At 53.2% G+C, this 23815-nt stretch carries 17 protein-coding genes and 1 pseudogene; 8 read left to right on the top strand and 10 right to left on the bottom strand.

Annotation, left to right across the window (positions count from 1 at the left end):
* From DWY76_RS12875 to DWY76_RS14120, 3 genes are all read left to right on the top strand, one after another.
* Positions 1–795 (top strand): hypothetical protein (locus tag DWY76_RS12875; protein WP_120081534.1); only part of this gene is annotated, 795 nt, incomplete at its 5' end.
* A 61-nt stretch (positions 796–856) separates the two neighbouring features.
* Positions 857–1186, top strand: a complete 330-nt coding sequence (locus DWY76_RS12870) for a hypothetical protein (protein WP_120081533.1) — start codon at positions 857–859, stop codon at positions 1184–1186.
* An 82-nt stretch (positions 1187–1268) separates the two neighbouring features.
* A complete protein-coding gene (locus DWY76_RS14120; protein WP_015537708.1) occupies positions 1269–1430 on the top strand; it encodes a hypothetical protein in 162 nt (53 codons plus the stop codon).
* A 2-nt stretch (positions 1431–1432) separates the two neighbouring features.
* On the opposite strand, the gene DWY76_RS14430 is transcribed toward DWY76_RS14120, so the two are convergent.
* Entirely contained in the window at positions 1433–1915 is a 483-nt protein-coding gene (locus DWY76_RS14430; protein ID WP_243112048.1) for a hypothetical protein, read from the bottom strand.
* A gap of 373 nt (positions 1916–2288) precedes the next feature.
* Between DWY76_RS14430 and DWY76_RS14425 the strand changes: the two genes are divergently transcribed.
* The 5 genes and pseudogenes from DWY76_RS14425 to DWY76_RS12850 all read left to right on the top strand — a co-directional run bounded on the left by DWY76_RS14425 (position 2289) and on the right by DWY76_RS12850 (position 10676).
* The gene (locus DWY76_RS14425) at positions 2289–2636 is read left to right on the top strand and encodes a TnpV protein (protein ID WP_243112047.1); all 348 of its coding nucleotides are present in this window, start codon (positions 2289–2291) and stop codon (positions 2634–2636) included.
* Between the two features lie 1019 nt (positions 2637–3655).
* Positions 3656–8521 (top strand): annotated as a pseudogene (locus DWY76_RS12865) (SNF2-related protein); the annotation flags it as partial.
* Complete coding sequence (gene mobC, locus DWY76_RS12860; RefSeq protein WP_117506238.1) at positions 8518–8850, top strand: plasmid mobilization relaxosome protein MobC; 333 nt, start codon at positions 8518–8520, stop codon at positions 8848–8850. The pseudogene DWY76_RS12865 and the gene mobC, both read left to right, overlap by 4 nt.
* Before the next feature lie 109 nt (positions 8851–8959).
* Complete coding sequence (locus DWY76_RS12855; protein WP_117506243.1) at positions 8960–9238, top strand: hypothetical protein; 279 nt, start codon at positions 8960–8962, stop codon at positions 9236–9238.
* 55 nt (positions 9239–9293) lie between these two features.
* Entirely contained in the window at positions 9294–10676 is a 1383-nt protein-coding gene (locus DWY76_RS12850; protein ID WP_120081531.1) for a relaxase/mobilization nuclease domain-containing protein, read from the top strand.
* Between the two features lie 66 nt (positions 10677–10742).
* Here DWY76_RS12850 and DWY76_RS12845 read toward each other — a convergent pair whose 3' ends face one another.
* The 9 genes from DWY76_RS12845 to DWY76_RS12805 form a co-directional block, all read right to left on the bottom strand.
* Positions 10743–12890 (bottom strand): DUF1887 family protein, encoded by a 2148-nt coding sequence (locus DWY76_RS12845; protein ID WP_243112046.1) that lies wholly within the window; start codon positions 12888–12890, stop codon positions 10743–10745.
* A gap of 365 nt (positions 12891–13255) precedes the next feature.
* Positions 13256–14035: a hypothetical protein gene (locus tag DWY76_RS12840; protein WP_006059615.1), complete on the bottom strand. Its 780-nt coding sequence runs from the start codon at positions 14033–14035 to the stop codon at positions 13256–13258.
* A 27-nt stretch (positions 14036–14062) separates the two neighbouring features.
* Positions 14063–14707, bottom strand: a complete 645-nt coding sequence (locus tag DWY76_RS12835; RefSeq protein WP_008723402.1) for a DUF3885 domain-containing protein — start codon at positions 14705–14707, stop codon at positions 14063–14065.
* Between the two features lie 15 nt (positions 14708–14722).
* Entirely contained in the window at positions 14723–15082 is a 360-nt protein-coding gene (locus DWY76_RS12830) for a hypothetical protein (protein ID WP_006059613.1), read from the bottom strand.
* An 11-nt stretch (positions 15083–15093) separates the two neighbouring features.
* Complete coding sequence (locus DWY76_RS12825; RefSeq protein ID WP_120081529.1) at positions 15094–15630, bottom strand: hypothetical protein; 537 nt, start codon at positions 15628–15630, stop codon at positions 15094–15096.
* A 26-nt stretch (positions 15631–15656) separates the two neighbouring features.
* Positions 15657–16208, bottom strand: a complete 552-nt coding sequence (locus tag DWY76_RS12820) for a DUF4304 domain-containing protein (RefSeq protein WP_120081528.1) — start codon at positions 16206–16208, stop codon at positions 15657–15659.
* Positions 16209–16217: 9 nt separating this feature from the next.
* Positions 16218–17081, bottom strand: coding sequence for a CbrC family protein (locus DWY76_RS12815; RefSeq protein WP_120081527.1), 864 nt, complete (start codon positions 17079–17081; stop codon positions 16218–16220).
* 15 nt (positions 17082–17096) lie between these two features.
* Positions 17097–23312, bottom strand: a complete 6216-nt coding sequence (locus DWY76_RS12810; protein ID WP_120081526.1) for a DUF2185 domain-containing protein — start codon at positions 23310–23312, stop codon at positions 17097–17099.
* A gap of 3 nt (positions 23313–23315) precedes the next feature.
* A complete protein-coding gene (locus DWY76_RS12805; protein WP_006059608.1) occupies positions 23316–23786 on the bottom strand; it encodes a DUF4259 domain-containing protein in 471 nt (156 codons plus the stop codon).
* Between the last annotated feature and the right edge of the window lie 29 nt (positions 23787–23815).

Genomic DNA, 23815 nt, shown 5'->3' with positions numbered 1-23815 from the left:
CAGGCTGATGTGGACCGTCTGGAGGGACACAGCCTTGCCGCATTTTTCTATCAGGTCATCGGAAAGATGGATGAAAAGCTGGACAAAGAACGGCAGGAAGCCTATGCAGCCCGTGTCAAGTACGATGCGGCTCTCCATGACCTTTCTTCCGTTGATGCTGATTTAGCACAAATTCAAAATAGGTTGGCACGGCTGTCCGATTGCGAAAGGCAGTATCAAGCTGCTCTTTCCGAAAAAATCAAAAGCATCAAAGCATCTGCCCACCCTGCCGCACAGCAGGTTGCGGAAAGCGAAAGCCGTATTGCCGCGCTGAAAGTCCAAAAACGGGAGCTGCTGGAAGCCATCAACGCCGGAAAGACCGCCCTGCATACGGTCAATGAAGTTCTGGAAACCCTCGACAATGCCGAGGGCTGGAGTACATGGGACGTAATGGGCGGCGGTTTGATGGCCGATCTTGCCAAGTATGAGGAACTGGACGATGCACAGGAACAAATCGAACAGCTCCAAGTGGAACTGCGGCGGTTCAAAACTGAACTTTCCGATGTTGAAATCACCGCAGACCTTCAGGTTACGGTGGACAGCTTTTTGAAATTTGCGGATTTCTTCTTTGACGGCCTCTTTGCAGACTGGGCAGTTCTGGATCACATCAATCAGGCACAGAGCAGGGTGGAAAACACCAAGGGTCAAATCAAGCGAGTCCTCGCACTTCTGAAAAAGATGCGCGAAGATATTGACGTCCAAATCGCTGACGAAAAAGAAAAACAGGAGCAGCTTGCGGTGGAAACTGAGCTGTAAGTTTGAAGAGTCCGCTTATGTGATATGATTCGATAAAACCGAATTTGCAGGAGGTGTTTCGATGAAAACAAGAAGGTTTGCTTTATGTCTGGCAACGGTTTTTCTGGTGGCGATTTATATCAATATTCAGAGAAGCCATACTTTCACCCTTTCAAACGATGAAGGCACCATAAAGACAGAACAAATACAGCCACTTTGGGGAACTGTAAAAGTGAGCGGTGATTGTGATACTGAGGTGGTCTTTACCGATGTAGAGACTGGAGAAAAATATAGAATCGGATATATTACACAGGGCGTAACGGAAAGAATCAAACTCGAAAGAGGCAAATGGTATAAGGTGGCGGGCGGAGGCAACCTTACACTGAATCCGATAAACATTCGAGTCGAATAAATGTAAGTTCCTTGCGGGCAGCTATGAAAGCTGAAGCTGAGAAGAGAGTTTTGAATATTCACATATGAAGGAGTACAGTTCTATGAGTTACGGTTGGGCAACTGTTTTCACTTTAGCGGCATGGTTTGCAGGACTTGTGATTGATGCAAATGTGCGGGTCGGCGACCTCGGTTTACGAACCGTGCTTCCCGTCATCGTGATGGGGTGCTGCGTTATGAAGTACATAAAGGACAATAGCAAATAATCTTATCTCAATACACTTTCCAGCGGGCAGCTCCAAAACGGTTGCCCGCTATTTTTATACTCTAAAATCTGGAAAAGGAGGCTAAAATGCCAAGCAAAACCGAAGAATATCTCGCCCTTGCCCAGCGCACGGCGAACGGCTTGACCCGGTATTGGGAAAGCTGGACGGACTACCTGACCACCGCATCCCGGCTGTACAAGTACCCCTTTGCAGACCAGCTCATGATCTACGCCCAGCGCCCGGATGCCACCGCCTGCGCCGACTTTGACATCTGGAACAACCGGATGAACCGTTATGTGCGCCGGGGTGCAAAGGGCATCGCCCTGCTGGACGAATCCAGCGGATTCCCGCGTCTGCACTATGTGTTTGATGTGTCGGACACCGGAGTACGGCGCAATTCTCGCGACCCGGAACGATGGGAAATGAATGACGACCTTTTCAAGCCGGTGTCTGAGATGCTGACCGCAGAATACGGCATCAGCCATGAACGGCTCAGCCAGCAGCTCGTAAATATTGCGGAGAAGCTGGTGAACGATTATTGGGACAACAACAGCGGCGACATCCTCAACATCGTTGACGGCTCTTTCTTTGATGATTATGATAGTAGCGGAAAGGAACTTCAGTTCAAGGCCGCTGCGACAATGAGCGTCACCTACACTCTATTAGAACGATGCGGGTTTGAACCGGAAGGCTACTTTGACAAGGATGACTTTCAGGCCATCCACACCTTTTCCACACCCGATGCAGTCTATGCGCTGGGTGCCGCTACCAGCGACATCAGCCGCGAGGTCTTACGCAAAATCGAGCGGACGGTGAAAACCACGACCCGCCGCCGAAACGTAGAAAGGATGGAAGAATATGAGCAGCAGTCTGAATTACACGAAGTTCGGGGATTACCAGCTCCCGAACCTGACCCTCAGCCAGCCGAAGACCCCGCTGGGCAAGTACGGCAGGATGCGCCGGAATTACCTGAAGCAGTATCGCCCGGTACTGTACAATTCGATGCTCCTGAACGGGACGCTGTACCCGCATCTGATGGAACTGGAGCAGACGGCAGAGAGCCGGATGCAGCAGACCATGGAGCAGCTTCTGAAGCAGGACCCAGCCCCGGACAAAGCGCAGAATCAACTGATGTGGGTGCAGCACATGAACAGTCTGAAAGCGCAGGCAGAGGAACTGGTGATGACGGAGCTGATCTACAGCTAAGTTTTCTGGATGCGAACATCCCCACCGAAGCCCAGCAAATTGAGAAGATCGACCAAGCGGAGAGCGAAAAAACGCCCTCCGCTTTTGTTTTGTCGCAGGCTGAAATTGAGAACGAGCTGCGGCGGCATGGTTCAGGGTTTACAGGCGGCAAACAGCGCATTATTGCGCTGTACCAGACCCAGCCTGACCGCAAACTCTGTGCCAAAGCACTGGCAAAGGAGTACGGCATCGGTGGGCACTCCCACGATTATCTGGATGGCAGTCGAGGCTTCGTCAACCACGACTGGAAGGGTCTGGAATTTGTTCATTATCCCGACCACCAGAAAATCACCCTGAAATGGGCGCAGGTGGAAAAGTATATCGACCTTATGATTCAGTCCGACCGCTATCTGACAGATGAGGAAAAGGAACAGCGTGCTACCAGACAGGAAGCATCCAACTACAATGTCGGGGATGAAGTTGTGGTAGACCTGCCCACCAGAACGATTGAAGGTACCATCGGCTATGTTGGCGAAACCGATGTGCGCATCGACACCAGTGCGCACGGGCAGTCTTGGGACAATGAGGTTATTAACAAGCAGCAGTTTGAGCAGGGGCTGCGACAGAGTGCGACTGCTCAGCGTGTGGATAAAATGCTGGCGCAGGCAGAAGCCATCGCCAAGGAATCCGAAGTGCCTGAATACGAACGTTTCTCTGTCCGAAAAGTCGTTGACGGTAAAATGCCGCTTTTTGCTATCTGGGATGATCTTTATGATGACTACTATGAAACCAATCACGCCGTTCCACAGTTTTCTAACGAGAAGCAGGCAGAATCTTATCTGGAAAATCTGAAAAAAGAAGTTGCAGACAGAGAAGCCGCCGAGTGGCTCAAAGTCGAACACGCAAAATTTTTAGCAGACAAGGACGAGCCGGAGCCGTCTGACGAAGAACTGGACGAACTGCCCATCTCTGCTGTAATGGACGGAGAGGTGCAGACCTTCCCGGATGCCGCTGCCTTGGATGAAGCCTTGAACGCTGCGCCTGCCGGGAACTTCCGCATCACAGACGACCATTTGGGCGAGGGCGGTGCAAAGCAGAAATATGCCCGGAACATCGAAGCCATCCGAACTCTGTTTCGTTTGGAGGAGGAGCACCGGGGTGCCACCGCCGAGGAACAGCAGGTGCTTTCACAGTATGTGGGCTGGGGCGGTCTGGCAGACGCTTTTGACCCCGGCAAAGATAGTTGGGCAAAGGAATACGCCGAACTGAAAGGGCTGCTCTCCGAGGACGAGTATGCCGCCGCACGTTCCAGCACCCTGAACGCCCACTACACCAGCCCCACCGTGATCCGTGGTATCTACGATGCGGTGGAGCGCATGGGTTTCCGCAGCGGTAACATTCTGGAACCTAGTATGGGCGTGGGCAACTTCTTCGGTATGCTGCCGGACACCATGCAGGACAGCCGTCTGTACGGCGTAGAGCTGGATTCCATCACCGGGCGCATCGCCAAAAAGCTGTACCCGCAGGCCGACATTACCGTGGCGGGCTTTGAGAGCACAGACCGCCGTGATTTCTACGATCTGGCGGTGGGCAACGTGCCCTTCGGCAACTACAAGGTCAACGACAAGGCGTACAACAAGTTGGGATTCAGCATCCACAACTACTTTTTCGCCAAGGCCATTGACCAAGTGCGTCCGGGCGGCGTGGTGGCGTTCGTCACCAGCCGCTACACCATGGATAGCAAGGACAGCACCGCCCGCAAGCACATGGCAGAGCGTGCTGACCTGTTGGGAGCTATCCGTCTGCCGAATAATGCGTTCAAGGCAAACGCAGGCACGGATGTTGTGAGTGACATTATCTTTTTGCAGAAGCGTGACCGCCCTGCGGACATCGAACCTGCATGGGTGCAGCTTGGCAAGACCGAGGACGGCTTTGCCATCAACCAGTATTTCGTGGACCACCCGGAGATGATTCTGGGCGAACTGACCACCGAAAGCACCCAATACGGACGGGAGGAACTGACGGTTGCCCCCATCGAGGGCGCAGTGCTGGCCGACCAGCTTGCCGAAGCGGTACAGCATATTGAGGGCCAGTATGTTGAAGTCGAGGTGGAAACACCAGATGTTGCGGATGCAGAAGTCGAGCGCAAGACGCTCCCCGCTGACCCAGATGTAAAGAATTTCTCCTATGCCGTGGTGGACGGTGAGGTGTACTACCGAGAAAATTCGATTATGACGCAGGTGGAGTTGTCCGATAATGCCAAAGGCCGTGTAGCTGGTATGGTGGAGTTGCGGCAAATCGTCAACGAACTGATTGACCAGCAGTTGGACTTCCCGGACGAGGATATTAAGGCATCGCAAGCAAAATTGAACGCCGCCTACGATGCCTTTACCGCAAAATACGGGCTGATCAACGACAAGAAAAATGCCCGCCTGTTCGATGATGACAGTTCCTACTATCTGCTCTGCTCTTTGGAAAATCTCGATGAGAATAAACAGCTCAAAAGCAAGGCGGATATGTTCACCAAGCGAACGATTCGCCCGGAGCGCACCGTCACCAGCGTGGACACCCCCAGCGAAGCACTGGCAGTGTCCATTGGAGAACATGGCCGTGTTGATCTGCCCTATATGGCGGAACTTCTCGGCTCTCCCGGCGATTATGAGCGTATTACCACAGAGCTGCAAGGCGTGATTTTCAAAGACCCTTCTGCGGATGCAGATGAGCCGGAAGCAGGCTGGCAGACTGCGGACGAGTATCTTTCCGGCAATGTGCGGAATAAACTGCGCATGGCTCAGCTTGCCGCTGAAAGCCACCCGGAGTTCAAGATCAATGTGGAGGCTTTGACCAAAGCGCAGCCGAAGGACCTTGAAGCATCAGAAATCGACATCCGACTGGGTGCCACATGGCTGAATCCCGCCATTGTGCAGCAGTTTATGATGGAGACTTTTCAGCCGCCCTACCGCATCCGCTATAACAACCTGATCCAAGTCCGCTACTCTCCATTTACGTCCGAATGGCGCATCGGCAACAAATCTGCCGCCGGAATGTATGATATCATGTCCACCGAAACCTACGGCACCCACCGGGCCAACGCCTACAAGATTTTGGAGGACACCTTGAATTTGCGGGACTGCCGCATTTATGATACCATTGAGGAGGACGGTAAAGAGCGGCGTGTCCTGAACCAGAAGGAGACGATGCTTGCCCAGCAGAAGCAGCAGGCCATCAAGGATACCTTTGCAGGCTGGGTTTGGCAAGACCCGCAGCGGCGGAATCTGCTGGTGAAGCAGTATAACGAGTTGTTCAATAGTACCCGGCCCCGCGAGTATGACGGAAGCCATATCCATTTTGTCGGTATGAACCCGGAGATCAATCTGCAGGAACATCAGCGCAATGCAGTTGCTCATGTGCTTTATGGTGGGAACACCCTGCTCGCCCACGAGGTGGGTGCCGGCAAAAGTTTTGAGATGGCAGCTTCGGCAATGGAATCTAAGCGTTTGGGCCTGTGTCAGAAAAGCCTGTTCGTGGTACCCAACCATCTGACCGAGCAGTGGGCCAGCGAGTTCCTGCGGCTATACCCCAATGCAAAGCTGCTCGTTACCAGCAAGAAAGACTTTGAACCCGCCAATCGAAAGCGTTTTTGCGCCCGCATCGCAACCGGCGACTACGATGCCGTCATTATCGGCCACTCGCAGTTTGAGAAAATCCCTCTTTCTGCGGAACGGCAGGCACGGATCATCGAAGATCAGATCGAGGAAATCGAAAAAGCCATTGCAGAGGCCAAAGAACAGTCCGGTGAGCATTTTACCGTGAAACAGATGGAAAAGACACGGAAAACACTGGAGGTGAAACTGAAAAAGCTACAGTCCACCGACCGCAAGGATGATGTGGTCACATTTGAACAATTAGGCGTAGATAGGTTATTTGTGGACGAGAGCCAGAACTACAAGAACCTATATCTTTACACCAAGATGCGCAATGTTGCTGGCCTTTCTACCTCCGAAGCACAGAAGTCCAGCGATATGTTCGGCAAGTGTCGTTATCTGGATGAAGTGACTGGCGGGCGCGGCGTGATTTTCGCAACGGGAACGCCCATCAGCAACTCCATGACGGAAATGTACACACTGATGCGCTATTTGCAGTACAGCACTCTCCAGCAGAAACAACTGACCCACTTTGATGCATGGGCTTCTACGTTTGGCGAGACCACCACGGCCATTGAGCTTGCGCCGGAAGGAACCGGCTACCGTGCGCGCACACGTTTTGCCAAGTTCTTTAATCTGCCGGAGCTGATGAATATGTTCAAGGAGGCAGCGGACATCAAGACTTCCGACCAGTTGCATCTGCCTGTTCCGGAAGCCAAGTTTGAAACTGTCGTGGTCAAACCCTCGGAAATCCAGCAGGACATGGTGAAATCCCTGAGCGAACGTGCTGCTGAGGTGCATAGCGGTGCGGTTGACCCCTCGGTGGACAATATGCTGAAGATCACCTCGGACGGACGTAAAACCGGCCTTGACCAGCGGCTGATGAATCCGCTCACCCCGGATGACCCGGACAGCAAGCTGAATGCCTGCGTCGACAATGTTCTGCGTATCTGGAACGAAACCAAAGAGGATAATCTGACGCAGCTGATTTTCTGCGATATGTCCACGCCCAAGGGAGACGGCTCGTTCAATGTCTACGATGATATTCGCACAAAGCTGCTTGCCGCCGGGGTGCCGGAATCGGAGGTCGAGTTCATCCACAACGCTGATACTGAAGGTAAGAAAGCGGATTTGTTCTCCAAAGTCCGCAGCGGCAAGGTGCGTGTCCTGCTGGGCAGCACTGCAAAGATGGGCGCAGGCACCAATGTCCAGACCCTGCTGGTGGCCGTGCATCATCTGGATGTAGGCTGGCGACCGTCCGATATGACCCAACGCAACGGCCGAATCATCCGTCAGGGCAACAAAAACAAACAAGTTTACGTCTATAATTACGTCACGGAGGGGACATTCGACGCCTACCTCTGGCAAACGCTGGAAAACAAGCAGAAGTTTATTTCGCAGATCATGACGAGCAAATCTCCGATGCGCTCCTGTGATGATGTGGATGAGCAGGCTCTTTCGTATGCCGAGGTCAAGGCCCTATGCGCAGGCGACCCGCGCATCCGGGAAAAGATGGATCTGGATGTGCAGGTAGCAAAGCTCAAGGTGCTGCGCTCGGATTACCAGAACCAGAAATATCGTCTGGAAGATAAGCTGCTCAAGCATTACCCGGAGGAAATTCAGAAAGCGAAGAACCGTATTGCGGCTCTGAAAAACGATGCCCAAATCGCAGACGCACACCCGCAGGATAAGGAGAACTTCTGCGGCATGACGATCAAGGGCATGGTGTTCGATGAGAAAAAAGCCGCTGGTGAGCGGCTGATGCTCGCCTGCAAGGAGATGCCGAATGCGGATATGATGCTGCTGGGCACCTATCGCGGCTTTGAGCTGAACATTCGCTTTGACAGTTTCAAGAATGAGCATCAAATCGTTCTCCGCGGCGAGCTGAGTTATCCGGTACCGCTGGGCGATGACCCTCGCGGCAACATCGTCCGTCTGGACAATGCCATCGGCAATTTTGCCGACCGCATTGCCGATGCTGATGCCGCACTGGATTCTCTGGAACAGCAGAAGCAGGCCGCAGAGGTTGAAATCGCCAAGCCGTTTGCGCAGGAGGAAGAACTGCAAACCAAATCTGCCCGCCTTGCAGAATTGGATGCGCTGTTGAACATGGAGCATCAGTCCAGCCGGACAGAACCCGAAGCGGAAGAAAAGCCGGATGCCCGCCCCTCTGTGCTGGCAGCTCTGGAAGAAAAGGCTGATAAAGTGGAGCCTGTCCGACCATTCAAATCTTACTTGGATAAGGATGGTGATGCCCGGTGACGGAGCACCGTGACCAGCAGATCCATTTTCGTGTCAGCAAAGTCGAACTGGAACGCATTCGTCAGAAGATGGAAAGTTGCGGTATTTTGAGCATTGGCTCTTATCTGCGAAAAATGGCTCTGGATGGTTACTGCCTGAATCTTGATTTACCACAGCTGCGTCGGATGGCGTACCTTCTTCAGAATTGCAGCAACAACCTGAATCAGGTGGCGAAACGGGCCAGTGAAAGCGGGCAGCTCTATGCCGCCGATTTAGAGGACTTGCGTAGTCGGTTGGATGAGCTGATAGCTATTGGCAAGCAACTTCTCGCCAAACTCACCGAACTCTAAAAAATTTCCCGCAGTAGGAGGCTGCGGGTTTACATAACGGTTGACACCCTTGCAAGGCAAGGGGCGATACCTTTATAATAGGGGCGAAAAAGAAAGGCTGGTGTTTGATATGAGGTTTTTATTCAAGATGATGCTTGCCCCGATCTCTCTGTTCGTGGCTTTTCTGGCTCTGATGGCAAAGTGGCTGCTTACTCTGTCCAGCTATGTTGTCGCGCCGTTGATGCTGTATATCTTTGGCTGCGGCATCTACACCGTCTACCGCCAGACTTGGGATCAATTTCTGATTCTGCTGGTTGCCGAATTTCTCTGCTTTGTCCTTTTTGTCGGCGCAACTGCAATGGTGGAGGGCGTTGAGAAATTCAGCGGTTGGCTCCGGGACCTGATTTGATTTTGAATCTTCTTGCCGCCTTCGGGCGGCTTTTTCATTTAGGAGGTGATCTGCTCTGGCTGCTACTCGTCTGATCGCACTGCATCAGCACAAAGGAAAATCTATCGCCGCCTGCCTAAAAGACCGCACTGACTATGCACAGAACCCCGACAAGACTGAAAAGGGCGAGCTTGTCAGTAGTTATCAATGCAGCCCGCTTACCGTGGATGAGGAGTTCATGCTCACAAAGAAGCTATACGAGCAGGCCACCGGGCGCAGCCAAAAAAGCAATGTCATCGCCTATCAGATACGGCAATCCTTCCGGCCCGGTGAAATCACGGCAGAGGAAGCCAACCGCATCGGCTACGAACTGGCCTCCCGATTTCTGAAAGGCAAACACGCCTTTATTGTTGCCACTCATACTGACCGGGAACACATCCACAACCATATCATCTACAATTCCACTGCACTGGACGGCACCCGGAAATTTCGGGATTTTTTCTTTTCCGGTCTGGCAGTGCAGCGATTGAGCGATCTGATCTGTCTGGAACATCAGCTTTCCGTAATCGAAAAGAAGCCTTACCGGGAGCGGCAGAAGCGCATCACTTACCCGCCAAGGGAAAGCAACCGCGACCGGCTGTGCGGTATCATCGATGAAATTTTGCAGCAGGAACCCACCGACTACGAAGAATTTTTGCAAAAGCTGGAACAGCAGGGCTATGAAATCAAACGCGGCAAATACACTTCCGTCAAGGGCGCACGGCAGAAGCGCTTTATCCGTTTCAAGACACTGGGTGCTGGGTACAGTGAGGAAGAAATCAAGGCGGTGTTGGCTGGTAGGGCAAAGCATCATCCCCATCAGAAACAGCCACCAAAGGAACAGACATTTCAGTTGCTGGTGGACATTCAAGCGAAACTTGCCGAGGGCAAGGGCGGTGGATACGAGCGTTGGGCGAAGAAGCACAACCTGAAAGAGATGTCCAAAACGCTGATTTTTCTGCAACAGCAGAAAATCAGCAGCGCAGACGAGCTAAAGGAACGTGCGGATGCTGCACTTTCTCGCTATCACGAACTGGGCGATTCCATCAAAACCTCTGAGAAGCGGCTGGCAGAAATCGCAGTGCTGAAAGCACACATCATCAACTATGCCAAGACTCGACCTGTGTATGATGCCTACCGTAAAGCTGGGTACAGCAAAAAGTTTTTGGAAGAGCACTGCACAGAAATCACGCTGCACAAGGCGGCGAAAGCGGCGTTTGATGAATCCAATTTGAAAACGCTCCCCAAGATTAAGGAGTTGGATGCGGAATATTCCAAACTGCTGACAGAAAAGAAAGCACGCTACCCGGACTACCGCAAGGCGCGCGATGAGATGCAGGAGCTTCTTCGAGCGCAGAAAAATATCGAGCTTTTCTTTGATGAGGAAAAGGATCCAAAGCAAACCGAACATTCCAGATAAACAATACGACCCTGAGAACTTTGCCGCTTATCCGGCAAGGTTCTCGGGGCCTTTTCTGCTTATTACTCAGTCTATACTCAGAGCAGCATTTCCGGCGCTTTCAATTTGTTTGGCAATCATGTTTTCCAGTTCCTGCGTGATCGTTGCACAATTTGCAACTCGGTAATTCCAGAAATAAGAAACACCTTCGCACTCTTCCACGGACAAATCACTGTTGACCAAAAGCAGTCGGTCGGAGGTTACTTTCAGCTTTTCGCATAGAGAAGCGTATTTTCCATAATCAATACTTCGGCTGGACGATTTGGCTTCCACCCAGAAGAATTTTCCGTTGATGGAAAACGCAACATCCAGTTCATGCGTGCTCCCTGCGGATGCCGCTTCTGAAAGAATCACATTGGAGCAAAGCGAAACTTCTGCACCCTGCTCCTCCTGATAGCGATTCAAAATCTGCTGAACCTGATGCTCCACAAAAAGTTCCAGCCACTTCCCGCTCAGGAAATGCCGGACAGTCTCATTTTGCGCAAGCTCATAGACGATATTCTGCGGATAGATCACAATGGATGCAAAAAGTCCCATTTTATCCCACGTCTGAGCGATTTCCGAAAGTGTGGCAAACGAATTCTTGGAAGTACCCTTTGGGATACGGAACGAAAAAGAGCCGTCACTCTGCATATGTGTCCGAATAAACTGCAAGAAATCCACCACTACCGGGTCGCAAAGAGCTTCGCCTGTTTTCCATGCCATCCGCTGAACGGCAATCGGCGGAAGTTTTTTCGGTACGACCTGCTGAACGATTTTATACCCACAGCGTTCCAGATGTTCCAATGCGGTCAAAGGCTTCGGAGGGATTTTTTCTTTAACTTCGGACTTTTCTGCACCGGATGTATTCTCAGTCAGATAGTTAAACTTCCATCCGTATTCCCAAGCAGGCGAACGGGTCAACATACCGACTGCATGAAATCCGCTGTCATGCTCCTCCATCGGAAATGTAATTTTGTTCTTCTGGATATTGATTTGGAGCGTTTTGTTTTTCAGTGCTTTCTGATAAGTGTCAAGAAGGAATTCCTTTCCCTTATACGCCAGCTCACTGGAATTATTTGCAGAAAGACCAGCATTTTTTGCCAAAGAGAGAAGCAGGCAGGTCACTTTGGGCAGCTCAAGGATATGCTCCATCTGCGCAATGTCCGGAATCACTTCCGCATTTGCATTATCGGACTGCGGCGATTCGTCTACCGGAATCTCTTTTGCTGGTGCAGAAACTTCGGGTGTCGTTTCTGAAGCAACCTCAGATTTTCCGGATTTAGGCAGAGGTTTTGGCTCCGTGTAAACTTCCGCAATGAATGATTCATAGGAATCGATGCACGGAAGTTTTCCTGCCGCTGCAAGTCCTACATAGATTGCAACTGCTCGCGAGGAATCGCCATAATACTTTTTTGAATCCGCTGCGGCAGCAATATCAGAAAAGGCATTATATCTGCTCAGCTGCGCAGCCTTTTCCGGGGACTGCTTCAACGCACGGCAATAGAGCCACTCAAAGAACGAATCCGGGTACGGCTCTGTCGGATACTCACTTTCTTCCAGAGAGTAGCGCAGCAGCTCTCCACTGGTTCGCAGCCGAGTGTCCTTATGGACTTTGGGTGGCTCACAGGTCAGAAGGTCAGCGAATGGCCCACCATGTTCAAACACTTTGGTGGCTTCAAAAACCGTGCTGATGGGTACATCCTGCGCAACAGAATCCAGATGCAGCAAAAGCCGCAGAGAAGAAACACCTTCACCCTCCGGCTGAACGGATGCAGAGCTGACTTCCAGAATCGAAACATCCGGGTCTGTTGTATGGACGGCATCATGGACGGCACGGATATTCTGCCGCTTGCTGCCTTTTATCCATGTGAATGTCACCGGCTGTTCTCTGCAATAGGGATAGCCGGATATGGGAAAACAAATGGTTCGTGTTGCCATGAACACCTCCAACTTTTTAGGACAAACAAGTTTATGTAAATCAAGTATAGCACAATCCCGGATGTGCTGCATAGCACTATTTTCTGCTTCCGGAAATCCATCTGTGCAAAAAGTGCCGACACCACAGGCATCGGCACTCAGATTAAAAAGCATTTTGCAAAAATGCGCAGCCTGCATCCGTCGGATGCAGAACGCAAGGGGTTTGGGCACAGCCCAACAAGCATTTTGAATTTGATTTTTAGAAATCAGATTCAAAAATTGCAAGTTGGTACCAGCTTGCACTGCTTGCCACAACAATGCGTCCTTTTTGTCCGCAATTTGTAATTTTCAGATTGGAGAAAAACGCCATGGCAAAGACGAAGGCTGGAGAAAAAGCTCTCAACCTTGATTAGATTTTGTTTAACTGCCGGGATTATCTGCGCGCTGCGCGCAACTCCGGCTCGTTCTTTGAAAAGCGTGATATCCCCCGCAGTACAGCCCCGAAGTTCTCAAAAAGGTCATGGAACAGGTAGAGAACTTTGATGAGAACAATTAAGCATTTTCTCGTTTTAACGTGGGATTAGATTGCTGATCTGCCGGCCGTTTTTGTTCCACGGTCTCCACCCCCTGACGAATTCTCTTTAATAGTCAAGCAGGATAGGCACCTGCTGCTCCTCGGCAAACCGCATGGCCCGCCAGAACACGGAGAAGGCAAACTTGGCCAAGGATTGGGTGTCATACTGGGTGTGTTCCGGGATGTCTGCCTTGCTGTACTGTCCATCTGAGTCTACGGTTCCGTCTACCGGGTATCCCTCCGTGTCTGCCCAACCAAGGATAGTGTCCTCATCGGCCTGCCATGCCAGCTGGTTCAGCTTTTCCAGCTCCTTCCGCAGTCCGCCCAAGGTGGCGATCATCGTCTGATCATCGGTGGGCAGAGGGCCTTGGAATAGAAAGCTGTCGGTGAGGGGAAGCCACCAAGTCGCGCCCCGAAGCAGGGACCACACCCGCTCCTCGTCCGATGCAAGGCGGGCAATCAGGGGATGCTCCCCGAAGTCCCAGTCCTTCTCCACGGTGAGAGGCACCGGTTCCTCGTATGTATGACAGGCAGCCACCAGCAGCATAGCGCCAAAGGCATCCCAATCCGGCTTATCGGTGTAATAGGGCCGCTCGTTGTCCTCCGGCCATGGAGTGTAGTGCGGCTGGTTCGGCTGGGAAATGGCGGCTAAGATCTGATCCCGCCAGTCCTCCACTGCCGCCTGGATCTCAGCCGGGGACAGCTCCTCCTCGTTGTCGGCGGGTTCTCCATCCGGGGTGATCCGGTTAAAGGTGTATCCGTTTTCCTCCGCCCACTGCTGAACAACAGTTTTCCAGTTGTGAGAATAGTACCGGGTCAGCGGCCCGGCGTAAATATCAAGTCCCATAGCAATGTCTCCTTTTCTGTTATGCAGTCATTCTTTTGCTGGAGCGAACATCTGGTCAATCTTCTCCAGATCGTATTCCAAAATCCAGTCATGAAATTGATGATAGAGAGGCAATAGCAGCTTCTGTGAGCCGCCCAGCACATCCAGCCCACGGTCATCGTACAAATGGTAGAGGAACGGCCCCGGCCCAGCCAGATAGACGCTGGACACAAAGCCGTTCCAGCCGCCGATGTCCCCCAGAATGATTTCCCGAAGAAGCAGCTCTGGTTGAAAGCTGATCTTGCTGAGATCCCAGTAAAACTGCACTTGTGCATGGGTATCCCCATCTTCATCCTGCTCTGTGGCCGAAAGTTGTTCATCGGGAACTGGGAGGCCCACTCGCTGCCGGATAACGGTCAGCAGGGACTCGGCGGGTTCTTCATCGGGATACCCGTCGATCCGCAGAAGGTCCGGCACCGCCGGAAGTGCCCGATAGATCGCGGCGGCTCGGTCCAGCGCCCCCTGAACATAAGCGGGGTTGGTTTTCAGCTTCGCCGCACGCCTATCCAGATAGATTGGTTCCTCCCCGCCGATCTTAAAACGAATGCCCACCGGTGCATGGTAGAACAGAGGGTGTTCCAGCCCAGCCATGCCCAGATCATGTAAAATGTGTTCAAACCGCTTTGCCAGCATGGTATCCCTCCGTTCTCATGTCATTTCATACAGCAGAGCAGCATCACCCTGCACCAGTTCCAGATGGGAGCGCAGCGTATTAAGCCCGCTTTGCACCGCCTCGGTGGGCAGATCCCAGTCCGGGGCAATTTCAGCGGCCAGCTCCGGGAGATCCTGCTCCCGCAGAGCTGCCAGCAGTTGAGACGCCAGCTCTCCCTCCAGCAGAGCGCAGTCCAGGGTGTCTTCCGTCTGGGGAGCAGGAAAACGGACATCCAGATCCAGTTCGCTCTCACACCAGTCCCAGATGGCCATATAGACCGCGCCGGAGCAGTCACCGTCGGACAACTCCTGCCGCTGGTTATTTTTTATCAGATAAAAGGACGCGATCTGTGACATGGTGGTTCCTCCTAAATGTTATTCGCTTCCATCAGCCCTTCGGCCTGCAACCGGATCGCATAGAAAGCCCGCACCCAGTCCAGTTCCTGCTCCATGGAGTCCTCCAAAGCCAGCAGGCGGCGCTTGCCAAGCCTGCGATCCAGAAGGGCAAAGATACGGACAAGGGGATTCTCGCTGACAAGGCTTTTCTCGATGCTCTGGTTGTCAAAGATCCCAAACACCTCATAGAACACCTTTTGGTCAAAGGTGCCCTGCTCCAGCGCATAGGCATGAGCCTGATTGATGGCCTCTTTTGCGGAGTCGTGATCTTTCAGCGTGGTGGAGCGCAAGTGATGAAATTTCGTCCACACATTTTCAAAATAGGTGTAGTAGTTGCTCCGCAGCACTTCCACGCCGTCCACACGAATGGCGGCCCGGCCCTCATGGTCGGCGCTTTTGCTGTAACTGGTGGCAAAATACTGGATGTGGCCCCGGAGTGCCGGGCACAGGTAGTCATTCTCCAATTTGTTCCGGATTCCACTCCAAGTGGATACTCTACTGTTTGACATAGGTGTTGTTTCCTTTCTGCTGATTCCTACTGCTTTTGGAGATACTCCCGGAAGCATTCGATGAACTCCCGATTCCGCTTAGGGACATCGAACCCCTTCCGATGGGGGAAGAACCCCTCCTGTTCCACATCGTCCAGCAGCTTGGGCAGATTGGAAAACCGGGCAAAGAATGGTAGTGCATAGTCCTGGATCTGCCCGGAAATTTCCTGGATAGAGCGTTCCCGCTCCAGCAGAGTAGATACCTCATAGCGGGGGAAGTCATCATACCGGTGGGTCAGCCGGGCGATGGAGGTGCCCACGATACCATCATAGGTTTCCTCTGTCCCTTCCTGCTCACTGCGCCACTGGGCAATCACCGGGGAACTCACATCGAAGAAGGCAGTAAAAGTGGTGGAGCCAAAGCGGATGGAGGGGGAAAAGTAAAAGGAGAACACAAAGATGCCGTCTTTTTTGTAGATGTCATTTTTGCTCTTGCGGTATTTGTAGCCCAGCGGGTTCAAAGGCTCCGCGATCCGCTCACAGGTATAGATGAAGATCTCACGGGGCTTGGTTCCCTTGGGAAAATCCTTCTTCTCCATGTTGCCACCTCAATCAAAATCCATCCAGACCAGGTGCTTTCCGCAGTGGAGGCACCGGAACAGATAGCATTGCAGATGCCCGCCATTGACAGATTCCCGGATCATTTCTTTTTGCTCATCGTCCCACATCGGATCGTCCAGTACCTCCTCCAGCACACCCAGTGCCCGCAGTTCTCTGGCTCCCACATTACCCAAATAGGCGCAATAGTCACCACAATGGGCGCGCCAGTATTCCTGCTGCCAGCCGGAGTAGCCGGGGGTGCGGTGGATCAGCTCGTCCAGCTTCTCCGGATCGTCTACACCATTATCCAGAGAGCAATCGTCCTGGAAGCAGCCGTCATATTTCCGGGCTGCTTCGCCACTGGAGATACACTCCGGGCACAGATACTCAATATCCTCCACAGCGTAAAAGGGGCCTGTATAGAAAATATGGGTCGTCTTGCCACAGCAGTCGCAGACAACGCCGTCTGTGGATTCCTCAAAAGCCCCAGTTTCCAGAGGGTTTGGGTGATACCGGAAGGCGGGCAGGCCCAGCTGGGCCTGCCGTTCCTTCTCTTTCTGCTTTTCCTCCGGCGTTTTGGGCTTGGGGAGAGCATAATGATTGCCCCAGTTTTCCGCATAGTCCTTCAGCGTGCCCAGCCGCTTGAGGGTCTTTTTATCGGAACGATTTCCGATTTGGCAGAGCAGTTCGTAGGCGTCCTTCTTAAAGTCCAGCAGGTCATATACATCCACCAGCACTTCCTTGGCCTGCTGATCCTCACTCTGCTCAAGTTCTTCCTTGAAGGTATATAGAGCGCGGACATTGTCTGGACCTTCATTGGTCGCAACAAACTGTTTTTTTAGTTCGATATAGGTTTTCTGATATTCTGTCATTGGTCGCACCTCCCATCAATCCCACCAGAAGTACCAGACGGTGGACTGCCACAGGACATCTGCCAAGGAGCCAATGCTTCCATCCTCATTCTGATCCAGATCTGGGCAGAAACCATATTGCTCCACAGCCACCTCCATAGCTCTTTCCTTGGAGATCGGAGTTGGAAGTTCAAACTCCAATTTATCGTGGCTCATGGCGGCAGGAATGGCACCATGTTGCTCGAACCAATATTTCGCCACTGCCATCAGGTCCGGTGTGTCGGGACACTCATTCCAATTTCCAAAGGGCAGATAGGCGAAGATCTCCCAGGGGTTCTTTACCGGAATTTTAGCCAGAATGAGCGGATATGTCATTCCGGTATCATCGTTCCAATAGTTTGCGAAGCGGTCGATGGGTTCTCCGCCCTCCATCTCGCCCAGGACTTCCTCATCCCAGTCCAGATCATCGTCCTCGGCTTCTTCCTTGCGCTGGCCGGTCAATTCCTCCAAAATCGCCTTTCCGTCCTTAACAGGAGCGGAGAGCATCTTCTTCCGGTACTCCTCTACCGTTTTGAGGTCAAATTCATAGCAGTCCGCATCATGCTCCGGGTCGGCGTTCATTACCAGACATTCCAACAGCGTTTCATCATCCGCCTGGATAAGTACGGGAACAAAGCCCTCCCGTACCCCCAGCCGCTGGGCGTAGCTGTATGCCGACATGATGGGGTCATCATCTGCCATGGATGGGAAATAGGTACACTCGCAGTCCAGATACTCCATGATGGCATGAGCCACTTCGGAAGGCTCCAGCGTGTCCTCGTCGAAGTCCTGTCCCTGCCAGTTTTCAAAGCGTTCCTCAATCACTTGAGCCATGGTCTGATAGTATTTCTCATCAAATGGGATGAATAAGTATGCCTCCTGTTGAAATTCATTGGAGTGGTATCGGGACGGACCAAAATATTTCAGGGCATAGTCATCAATGTCGGCAGGATAGTAGGGGCTGTCGCCCTCTCCGTAGTAATAGCCTGCAAAGGCACGGCCTTGCTGATTGAACAGCACAGAGAACAGACAGCCGTCCAGCTCATCCCGGATAAACTCCCTCAGATCCACATTGGCAGGATCAGCTTTGACCTGTTTGGTCACTTCGCTGTATTCTTTCAGGAAGTCCTCGCCCATCAGGTCGTGCTCCATACACCAGCGCAGGTAGATGGCCATGTGGTTATAAGCATTGATGGGGTCAATAGGCAGTTCCTTCTCCTCAATGCTCTCAAGGTGATAGGAAGCGTCGTCCATCTCACCGTCAAAATTATCATTGGAAAGGGTGCCACGGGTGATTGCATTCTGGCGAGTGGGGTTTACAACAAAACTGATCCCCCTCATCTTGTTCAGCAGAGCGTCTACATCATGTTCCAGTTTATAGTCCAACTCGTCCTCATAAAGCGGAATGACCTGATAGAAGTTGACCTCCTCGCCGCCCGGCAGGGTGCAGACCTCGCCGCCCTCCTCTGTACTTTGGGGGCCGGTGAGAATGGCAGCACACAGCTTCGTATTTTCCGCAAAGTTCTCCTTGTTATCCATGGTATGTCCAAAGCCCAGCCAGGTATCGCTGGCAATGGGAAGGCGGGCCAAGGATTTCAGCAGGCGGATGGGCCAGTACCACTTTTCGTCTTTCATGGACTCCTGATCCAGCTTCCAGTCCGCAGGAAGGGCAATGGCCAGCTCCGCCCGCTCCAGCTTATATTCCGCCAGTTCCTCCGGCACATTCATCCGGTGAGCGCCCATGCCCATGGTGACCAGGGTGCAGTAGTCCCGCTCCTCAGAGGGCGGCACCACGCAGATGTCCACATGGATGTCGGGAGAAACCAGCTCATGGAACACATTCTCGAACTTGCCGAAATACTGCTCAATGTGCTCCTCGACGGCTTCCATCTCCTCCTCGGTGTAGACTTCGGGATTACTGAATTCTTCCTCATCCTGCGTGTCATCATTGTCTGAGTGGTCGCAGCTGTCATCCTCCGGATCTCCCTTTATAGGCTCGTAACCGATCTTCAGGGTCATCTGTTCTTCTGGCAGAGAGATGCCGGGGCTGCGGGTGATGGTGTGCTTATCGTCCGCAGAAAAACCGATGGTCTCGCCGTCTTGCAGCGTCACATCACACGCCAGCACATAGGAGGCAAGGCTTGCCAAAAAGTCCCGTAGTTCCTCCGGCTCAGCGTCGGTGTTCAACACCTCCATTTCCTCCTTGCCAAACACATCCATGCCGTAGGTGTAGCCGTTTAGGCCCCCCTCGCTCCGGTACAGGCCGAACCAAACCCAGTTGAAGATGGGCAGTTCGTCCTTTTTGAGCATATCGGTAAGGCCCTCATAGAAACGAGGCTCAAATACCACGCCGCTGGTGTAGACACCGGTGGCATATTTCTGCTTGCAGCACACTGCCATCGCCTTAGTGAACAGCTTACCCCGTTCCAGCAGTTTTTCCTCCTCGCCCAATACAGCCACCACGATATGGGCCTTGTGCGCTTTGGCCACCTCTACGGCCTCTGGCCACATATAGTTGTTTTCGGCGTTGATCTCCGCTTCATTGTCCGGGATGTGACCGTGGAAGAGTGTCACGATCAGCATCATGCCGCCGACCCGCATTACCACAGCGTCATCGCTGTTCTCATCATCTTCGTCGCCCTCATCCGGCTCCTCATCTACGATGCCCCATTCTTCCCGTAGATTCCGGATCAACTGCTCCTTGTCCCATTCCGCTTTGGAGAGGAGCACAGACCCGGCAAAGGAGCCCTTACGGTCAGTTTTCTCCTCGTCGGCGTCATCCTCAAGATCCTCTACATCTTCATCCGGATCATAGAGGGATTCATGCTCCAGTCCGCGGACAAATTCCTCAAAGCTGTCTGCCAGATGGGTAATCTTGTAGTCGTTTTCCTGATCCACATGGACTACCGCAGGCTCTCCCTGGGGGCCACAAACCCGGTAGTCCAGGAAGATCATATCGTGTCCGGCGCTGGGACAGTCGCAGATGGCCACTCCGATGGCAGGATACTCCCACTCATCGATCATAAACTGGCTTCCCAGCTCTCCGCAGAGGGAGCAGCTCTTTTCCCGCCCGATGCCGAAAATGCCGGTGATGGCCACATGGTCTTCTGCCCAACAGGTCGGCTCATCGCAGGGATAGCAGGTATTCACCGGAATGCCGCCGTTGTGCTGCTTCATCAGCCAGATATAGGCGGCGGGCAGCTTATAGCCCAGTTCCTCCTCCACGCTGGCGATCAGCTCATCGGAAGGCGGATCGCTGACATACTCTTTCAGCGCATACATACTGTCGTCCCAGAAGTTGGTGAGGTCGAAGCCCTCGAAGGGGGTATCACCGGGCACGAATTTGGCCTTCTTCCGGCTGCGCTGGCGTTTCCGGATCTCCGCCTTACACTCCTGAATCACCGCCGAGGCATTTTCGTCCTCCGGGTCCAACTCTGCCCACCGCTGGGCGTAGGGAATGGCCTTTTCCTCCTGACCATAGAGATACTGATAGCCGTAGGCCATCCGCATATTCCACTCCGCCTTGTCCTGGCCTTCCTCCCGGACGGACTCCAGCACCTCGATGGCGCGGCACAGGGCCTTGTCTCCCTTATAGCGAGGGGTGCCCTCGTCATGGTCCCCGATAATGGCGTAGTTTTCTAGCGCCCGTGCCAAGGCGTAGGCGGTGCGATAGTTCCTCCAGTCCTCCGGGATGGCATTCAGTGCCTGGATACAGCGGGTGTACTCGTCTTCGTCGTTCCACTGCTCCAGCTGAGCGAAGAATGCTTCGGCGTTCTGTTGGGTGTAAGGAATATAGTCCATGCCCGTCAGCGTTTCGTCCAACTCGTCATCCTGATTCTCAGTTTCTGTCCCATCATCTTGTTGCTTTAGGGGTACAGAACCGGCTTCACGGCGGAAGGTGTGGAAGATGGCCCATGGGATGTCCGTGCCTTCAAAGAACTCTTTCGCCATGTTCAGCGCCTCTTGGATGTCCCAGGCGATGAAGTCCACATAGCCACAGTAGAGGCCGGTAGCCCCGCCGGTGAGAGTGAGCACTTCCGAACCATCCCCGCCGGTGAGCACTTCCTCCAGTTTGTCCCGGAAGTCAAAAATTTTCTGACTGCCTTCCTCCTCCCGCAGGGTATCCAGGGGATAGCAGAAGAAGCCCGCCACCGCGCCGTCGGCATGGAGATCGTCCATAAAATCATTGTCGGCATTCAGATAGCCGTTGATGAGCGGCACACAGCAGGTGGAACCGGCCATTACATCCAGCCGCCAATCGGCGTCCGGGTCCTGTTTGGGTTCCATTTTGTAACCAAGGTAGCTCTCCAGATAGGCTTCCGGGTCGGTGGAGAGCTCCAGGCCCTGCTCCCGCAGTTTGTCGGGCAGCTGGGACAGGAGGAAGGACGGCTCTGCCTTGGGTTCCTCCAGCACATCAAAGCTGTCTATGTATCTCATGTGGGAGATCTCGCCCAGCACTTGGTCGGTGAGGGTAGTGAGCATCCACCAGGCCCGGCCTTCTTCCTCCCGGAGCATAGGCAGTAGCTTTTCGCAGTAGGCGGAGATGGCGAAGCTGTTTTCACCCTGCTCCTCCAGCCAGATCTGCACATCCTCCCCGGAGATGTCCCAGCCATCCTCGGTACGCAGGCCGATGTTCGGGAGGGGCTGACGGCCCACAAGGATGTTCCAGTGCTCCAGCACCTCCTTGGAGGCGTGTTTCTGGAAGTAGACCAGCTCAAACAGCTTGACCTTGTCACCCTCCGGAGTGAGGATCAGCTCGTACTTCTCGCCGTTGAAGCCCATCTCGAAGGAGATTTCATCAAAAACCAGATTCAGGGTTTCCTGCATTTGGGCCACGAGTTCTGCGCCGCGGGTATGGTCTTTGTCCTCGTCCATCATCTGGCGCAGCTCTGCTTCCATCTCGGCAAAGGTTTCCCACCAGTCCTCTGTCCTTTCCCGGAAGCACTCCGAGAACTGAGGCAGAGAAATACCCTTCTTGCACGAGTCAATTAGTTCCTCCATGTCCTGTCGGGTGTTGAGCTTCGGATCATCACCGGGATGCAGTTCCAGAGCTTTTTCAAAATGCCGCAGAGCGCGGCCCTCCTGATCCAGATAATAATAGGCATACCCCATACGGAAATTCCAGGAATAAGTATCTCCCAGTTCCTCCTCATGGGACTGCATCAGTTCCAGTGCCTGGTGAAGCAGCTTCCTTCCCTCCGGCTCGCTGGGGTCCGCCAGATTGTTGTAGGCGCGGGCCAGCTCCATATCAATTTCCGGGGTACGCTCCTCGGCGGGGATGGCCTCCAGCGCGTCAACGATTTTCAGGTGTTTGTCCTCCTCATGCCACTTCTGGCACTGCTTCAAAATGTCCATATCAGGGTCCTCCTCGTCCTCATCCGGTTTCCAGTCTTTGATCTGCTGGAACACGCCGTTCTCATCCCGCTCAAAGGCGCAGGGGGCGGGGGTGTTCAGCAGAGGAATGATGTCGGGATCGTCGTTGCAAATTGTGTTCAGCTTGTAAATCCCGGCGTTGTTGGGGTCGTCCATGTACGCCTCGCTCTCGTCACCAGCGGTGAAGCGCCAGCCACTGTCCCAGCCGCCGTCCGGCTTCTCCCTGTAGCAGTAGCCAACCTTGCAGCCCTCCACTGTGATGCGGTTGGTGGCGATACAGCCATCGGCACCCTCCCAGTCGGGGAGCAGATCTTTTACATCTTCCGCCTTTACATGGTAGTTCCGGTTGCGGCCAGAGGCTTCGTACAGCTCCTTCCGCAGCATCTCCACCTGAGAAGCCATATCCGTGATCTCATCCTCGCCCATCATCTCGCTGATGTCGTATTCCAGCGGGGCATGGACAAAGTCCGCCAGGGCCTTGTCCATGGCCTCGTGCTCCTCCGGCGTAGCAGTGATGCGGATACGGCGGGCGGGGGTGTTGTACTCGTCCAGATCCTGAAGGTTTACACTGCCACTGACGCTGCACTCCAGCAGGATGGCGGCCAGGTCGGTGACCACATCAATGGCGAAGTGGAAGTCCATCTCCACGCCGTCCGAATGGGTGAACTCCAGATACTCCACGGTCTGGCGGAAGTCCCAGTTCTGCTTGTCCAGACCAATCTTGGCGAAAATCTCGCTGAGGGGGATCTCCTCCTTTTTCTGATCCTCTAAAAATGCCACAAGGTTCAGACTGTCATCGGAACCGCCAATAAAGTTGCCCCAGTATTTTTTGATATACATGCGTCATGCCTCCTGTTCCGAGATCAGCCGCTTGATGAGCCAGTCCAAATGCTCTGACCACACAGGAGCGATCTCACCGCTGTCCTCGTTCTTCCAAAGATCCACAATCTCACGGATGCCGTCCTCGTCCGGCACCTCGTTTTTGATGTCGGTGAGCTGCCGCAGCAGGAAAGCAAGGGCTTCTTTGGATGCTGTGAAACCGGTGACTTTATCCCATATAGCTTCTTCATAATCGTAGTCCAGCTTGCCATTATCCTTCCATTGGAAATACAGCTCCGCCAGAGCCATCGCAGTATTGTCAAAGAGGAAGTCGATTTGTGAGAAGTCAGCTCCCAGCATGACTTCCTCTTTCATCAGTTCGATCATCTCGCCCAGATCCATTACCGGATGCTCCGGTACATATTCATTTTTGAGGATGTCCAGTACATCCAGCCCTTCGTCACGCTCTAATGCTTTTATGCCCCATGCTCCCATGTCGGCACCTCTCTTTCTTTATTTCGTAT

The organism is Faecalibacterium sp. AF27-11BH (assembly GCF_003603005.1).
In the GTDB taxonomy this organism is placed as follows: Bacteria; Bacillota; Clostridia; order Oscillospirales; family Ruminococcaceae; genus Faecalibacterium; species Faecalibacterium taiwanense.
Note: the sequence above shows the minus strand (reverse complement) of the source record. Positions and strands in the feature narration are given on the sequence as shown.

What these genes read in the sequence shown, in the direction of transcription:
- DWY76_RS12870 (WP_120081533.1), top strand. Translation starts at nt 857, where the DNA reads ATGAAAACAAGAAGGTTTGCTTTATGTCTGGCAACGGTTTTTCTGGTG.
- DWY76_RS14120 (WP_015537708.1), top strand. Translation starts at nt 1,269, where the DNA reads ATGAGTTACGGTTGGGCAACTGTTTTCACTTTAGCGGCATGGTTTGCA.
- DWY76_RS14430 (WP_243112048.1), bottom strand. Translation starts at nt 1,915, where the DNA reads ATGGCTGATGCCGTATTCTGCGGTCAGCATCTCAGACACCGGCTTGAA.
- DWY76_RS14425 (WP_243112047.1), top strand. Translation starts at nt 2,289, where the DNA reads ATGAGCAGCAGTCTGAATTACACGAAGTTCGGGGATTACCAGCTCCCG.
- DWY76_RS12855 (WP_117506243.1), top strand. Translation starts at nt 8,960, where the DNA reads ATGAGGTTTTTATTCAAGATGATGCTTGCCCCGATCTCTCTGTTCGTG.
- DWY76_RS12840 (WP_006059615.1), bottom strand. Translation starts at nt 14,035, where the DNA reads ATGGGACTTGATATTTACGCCGGGCCGCTGACCCGGTACTATTCTCAC.
- DWY76_RS12835 (WP_008723402.1), bottom strand. Translation starts at nt 14,707, where the DNA reads ATGCTGGCAAAGCGGTTTGAACACATTTTACATGATCTGGGCATGGCT.
- DWY76_RS12830 (WP_006059613.1), bottom strand. Translation starts at nt 15,082, where the DNA reads ATGTCACAGATCGCGTCCTTTTATCTGATAAAAAATAACCAGCGGCAG.
- DWY76_RS12825 (WP_120081529.1), bottom strand. Translation starts at nt 15,630, where the DNA reads ATGTCAAACAGTAGAGTATCCACTTGGAGTGGAATCCGGAACAAATTG.
- DWY76_RS12820 (WP_120081528.1), bottom strand. Translation starts at nt 16,208, where the DNA reads ATGGAGAAGAAGGATTTTCCCAAGGGAACCAAGCCCCGTGAGATCTTC.
- DWY76_RS12815 (WP_120081527.1), bottom strand. Translation starts at nt 17,081, where the DNA reads ATGACAGAATATCAGAAAACCTATATCGAACTAAAAAAACAGTTTGTT.
- DWY76_RS12810 (WP_120081526.1), bottom strand. Translation starts at nt 23,312, where the DNA reads ATGTATATCAAAAAATACTGGGGCAACTTTATTGGCGGTTCCGATGAC.
- DWY76_RS12805 (WP_006059608.1), bottom strand. Translation starts at nt 23,786, where the DNA reads ATGGGAGCATGGGGCATAAAAGCATTAGAGCGTGACGAAGGGCTGGAT.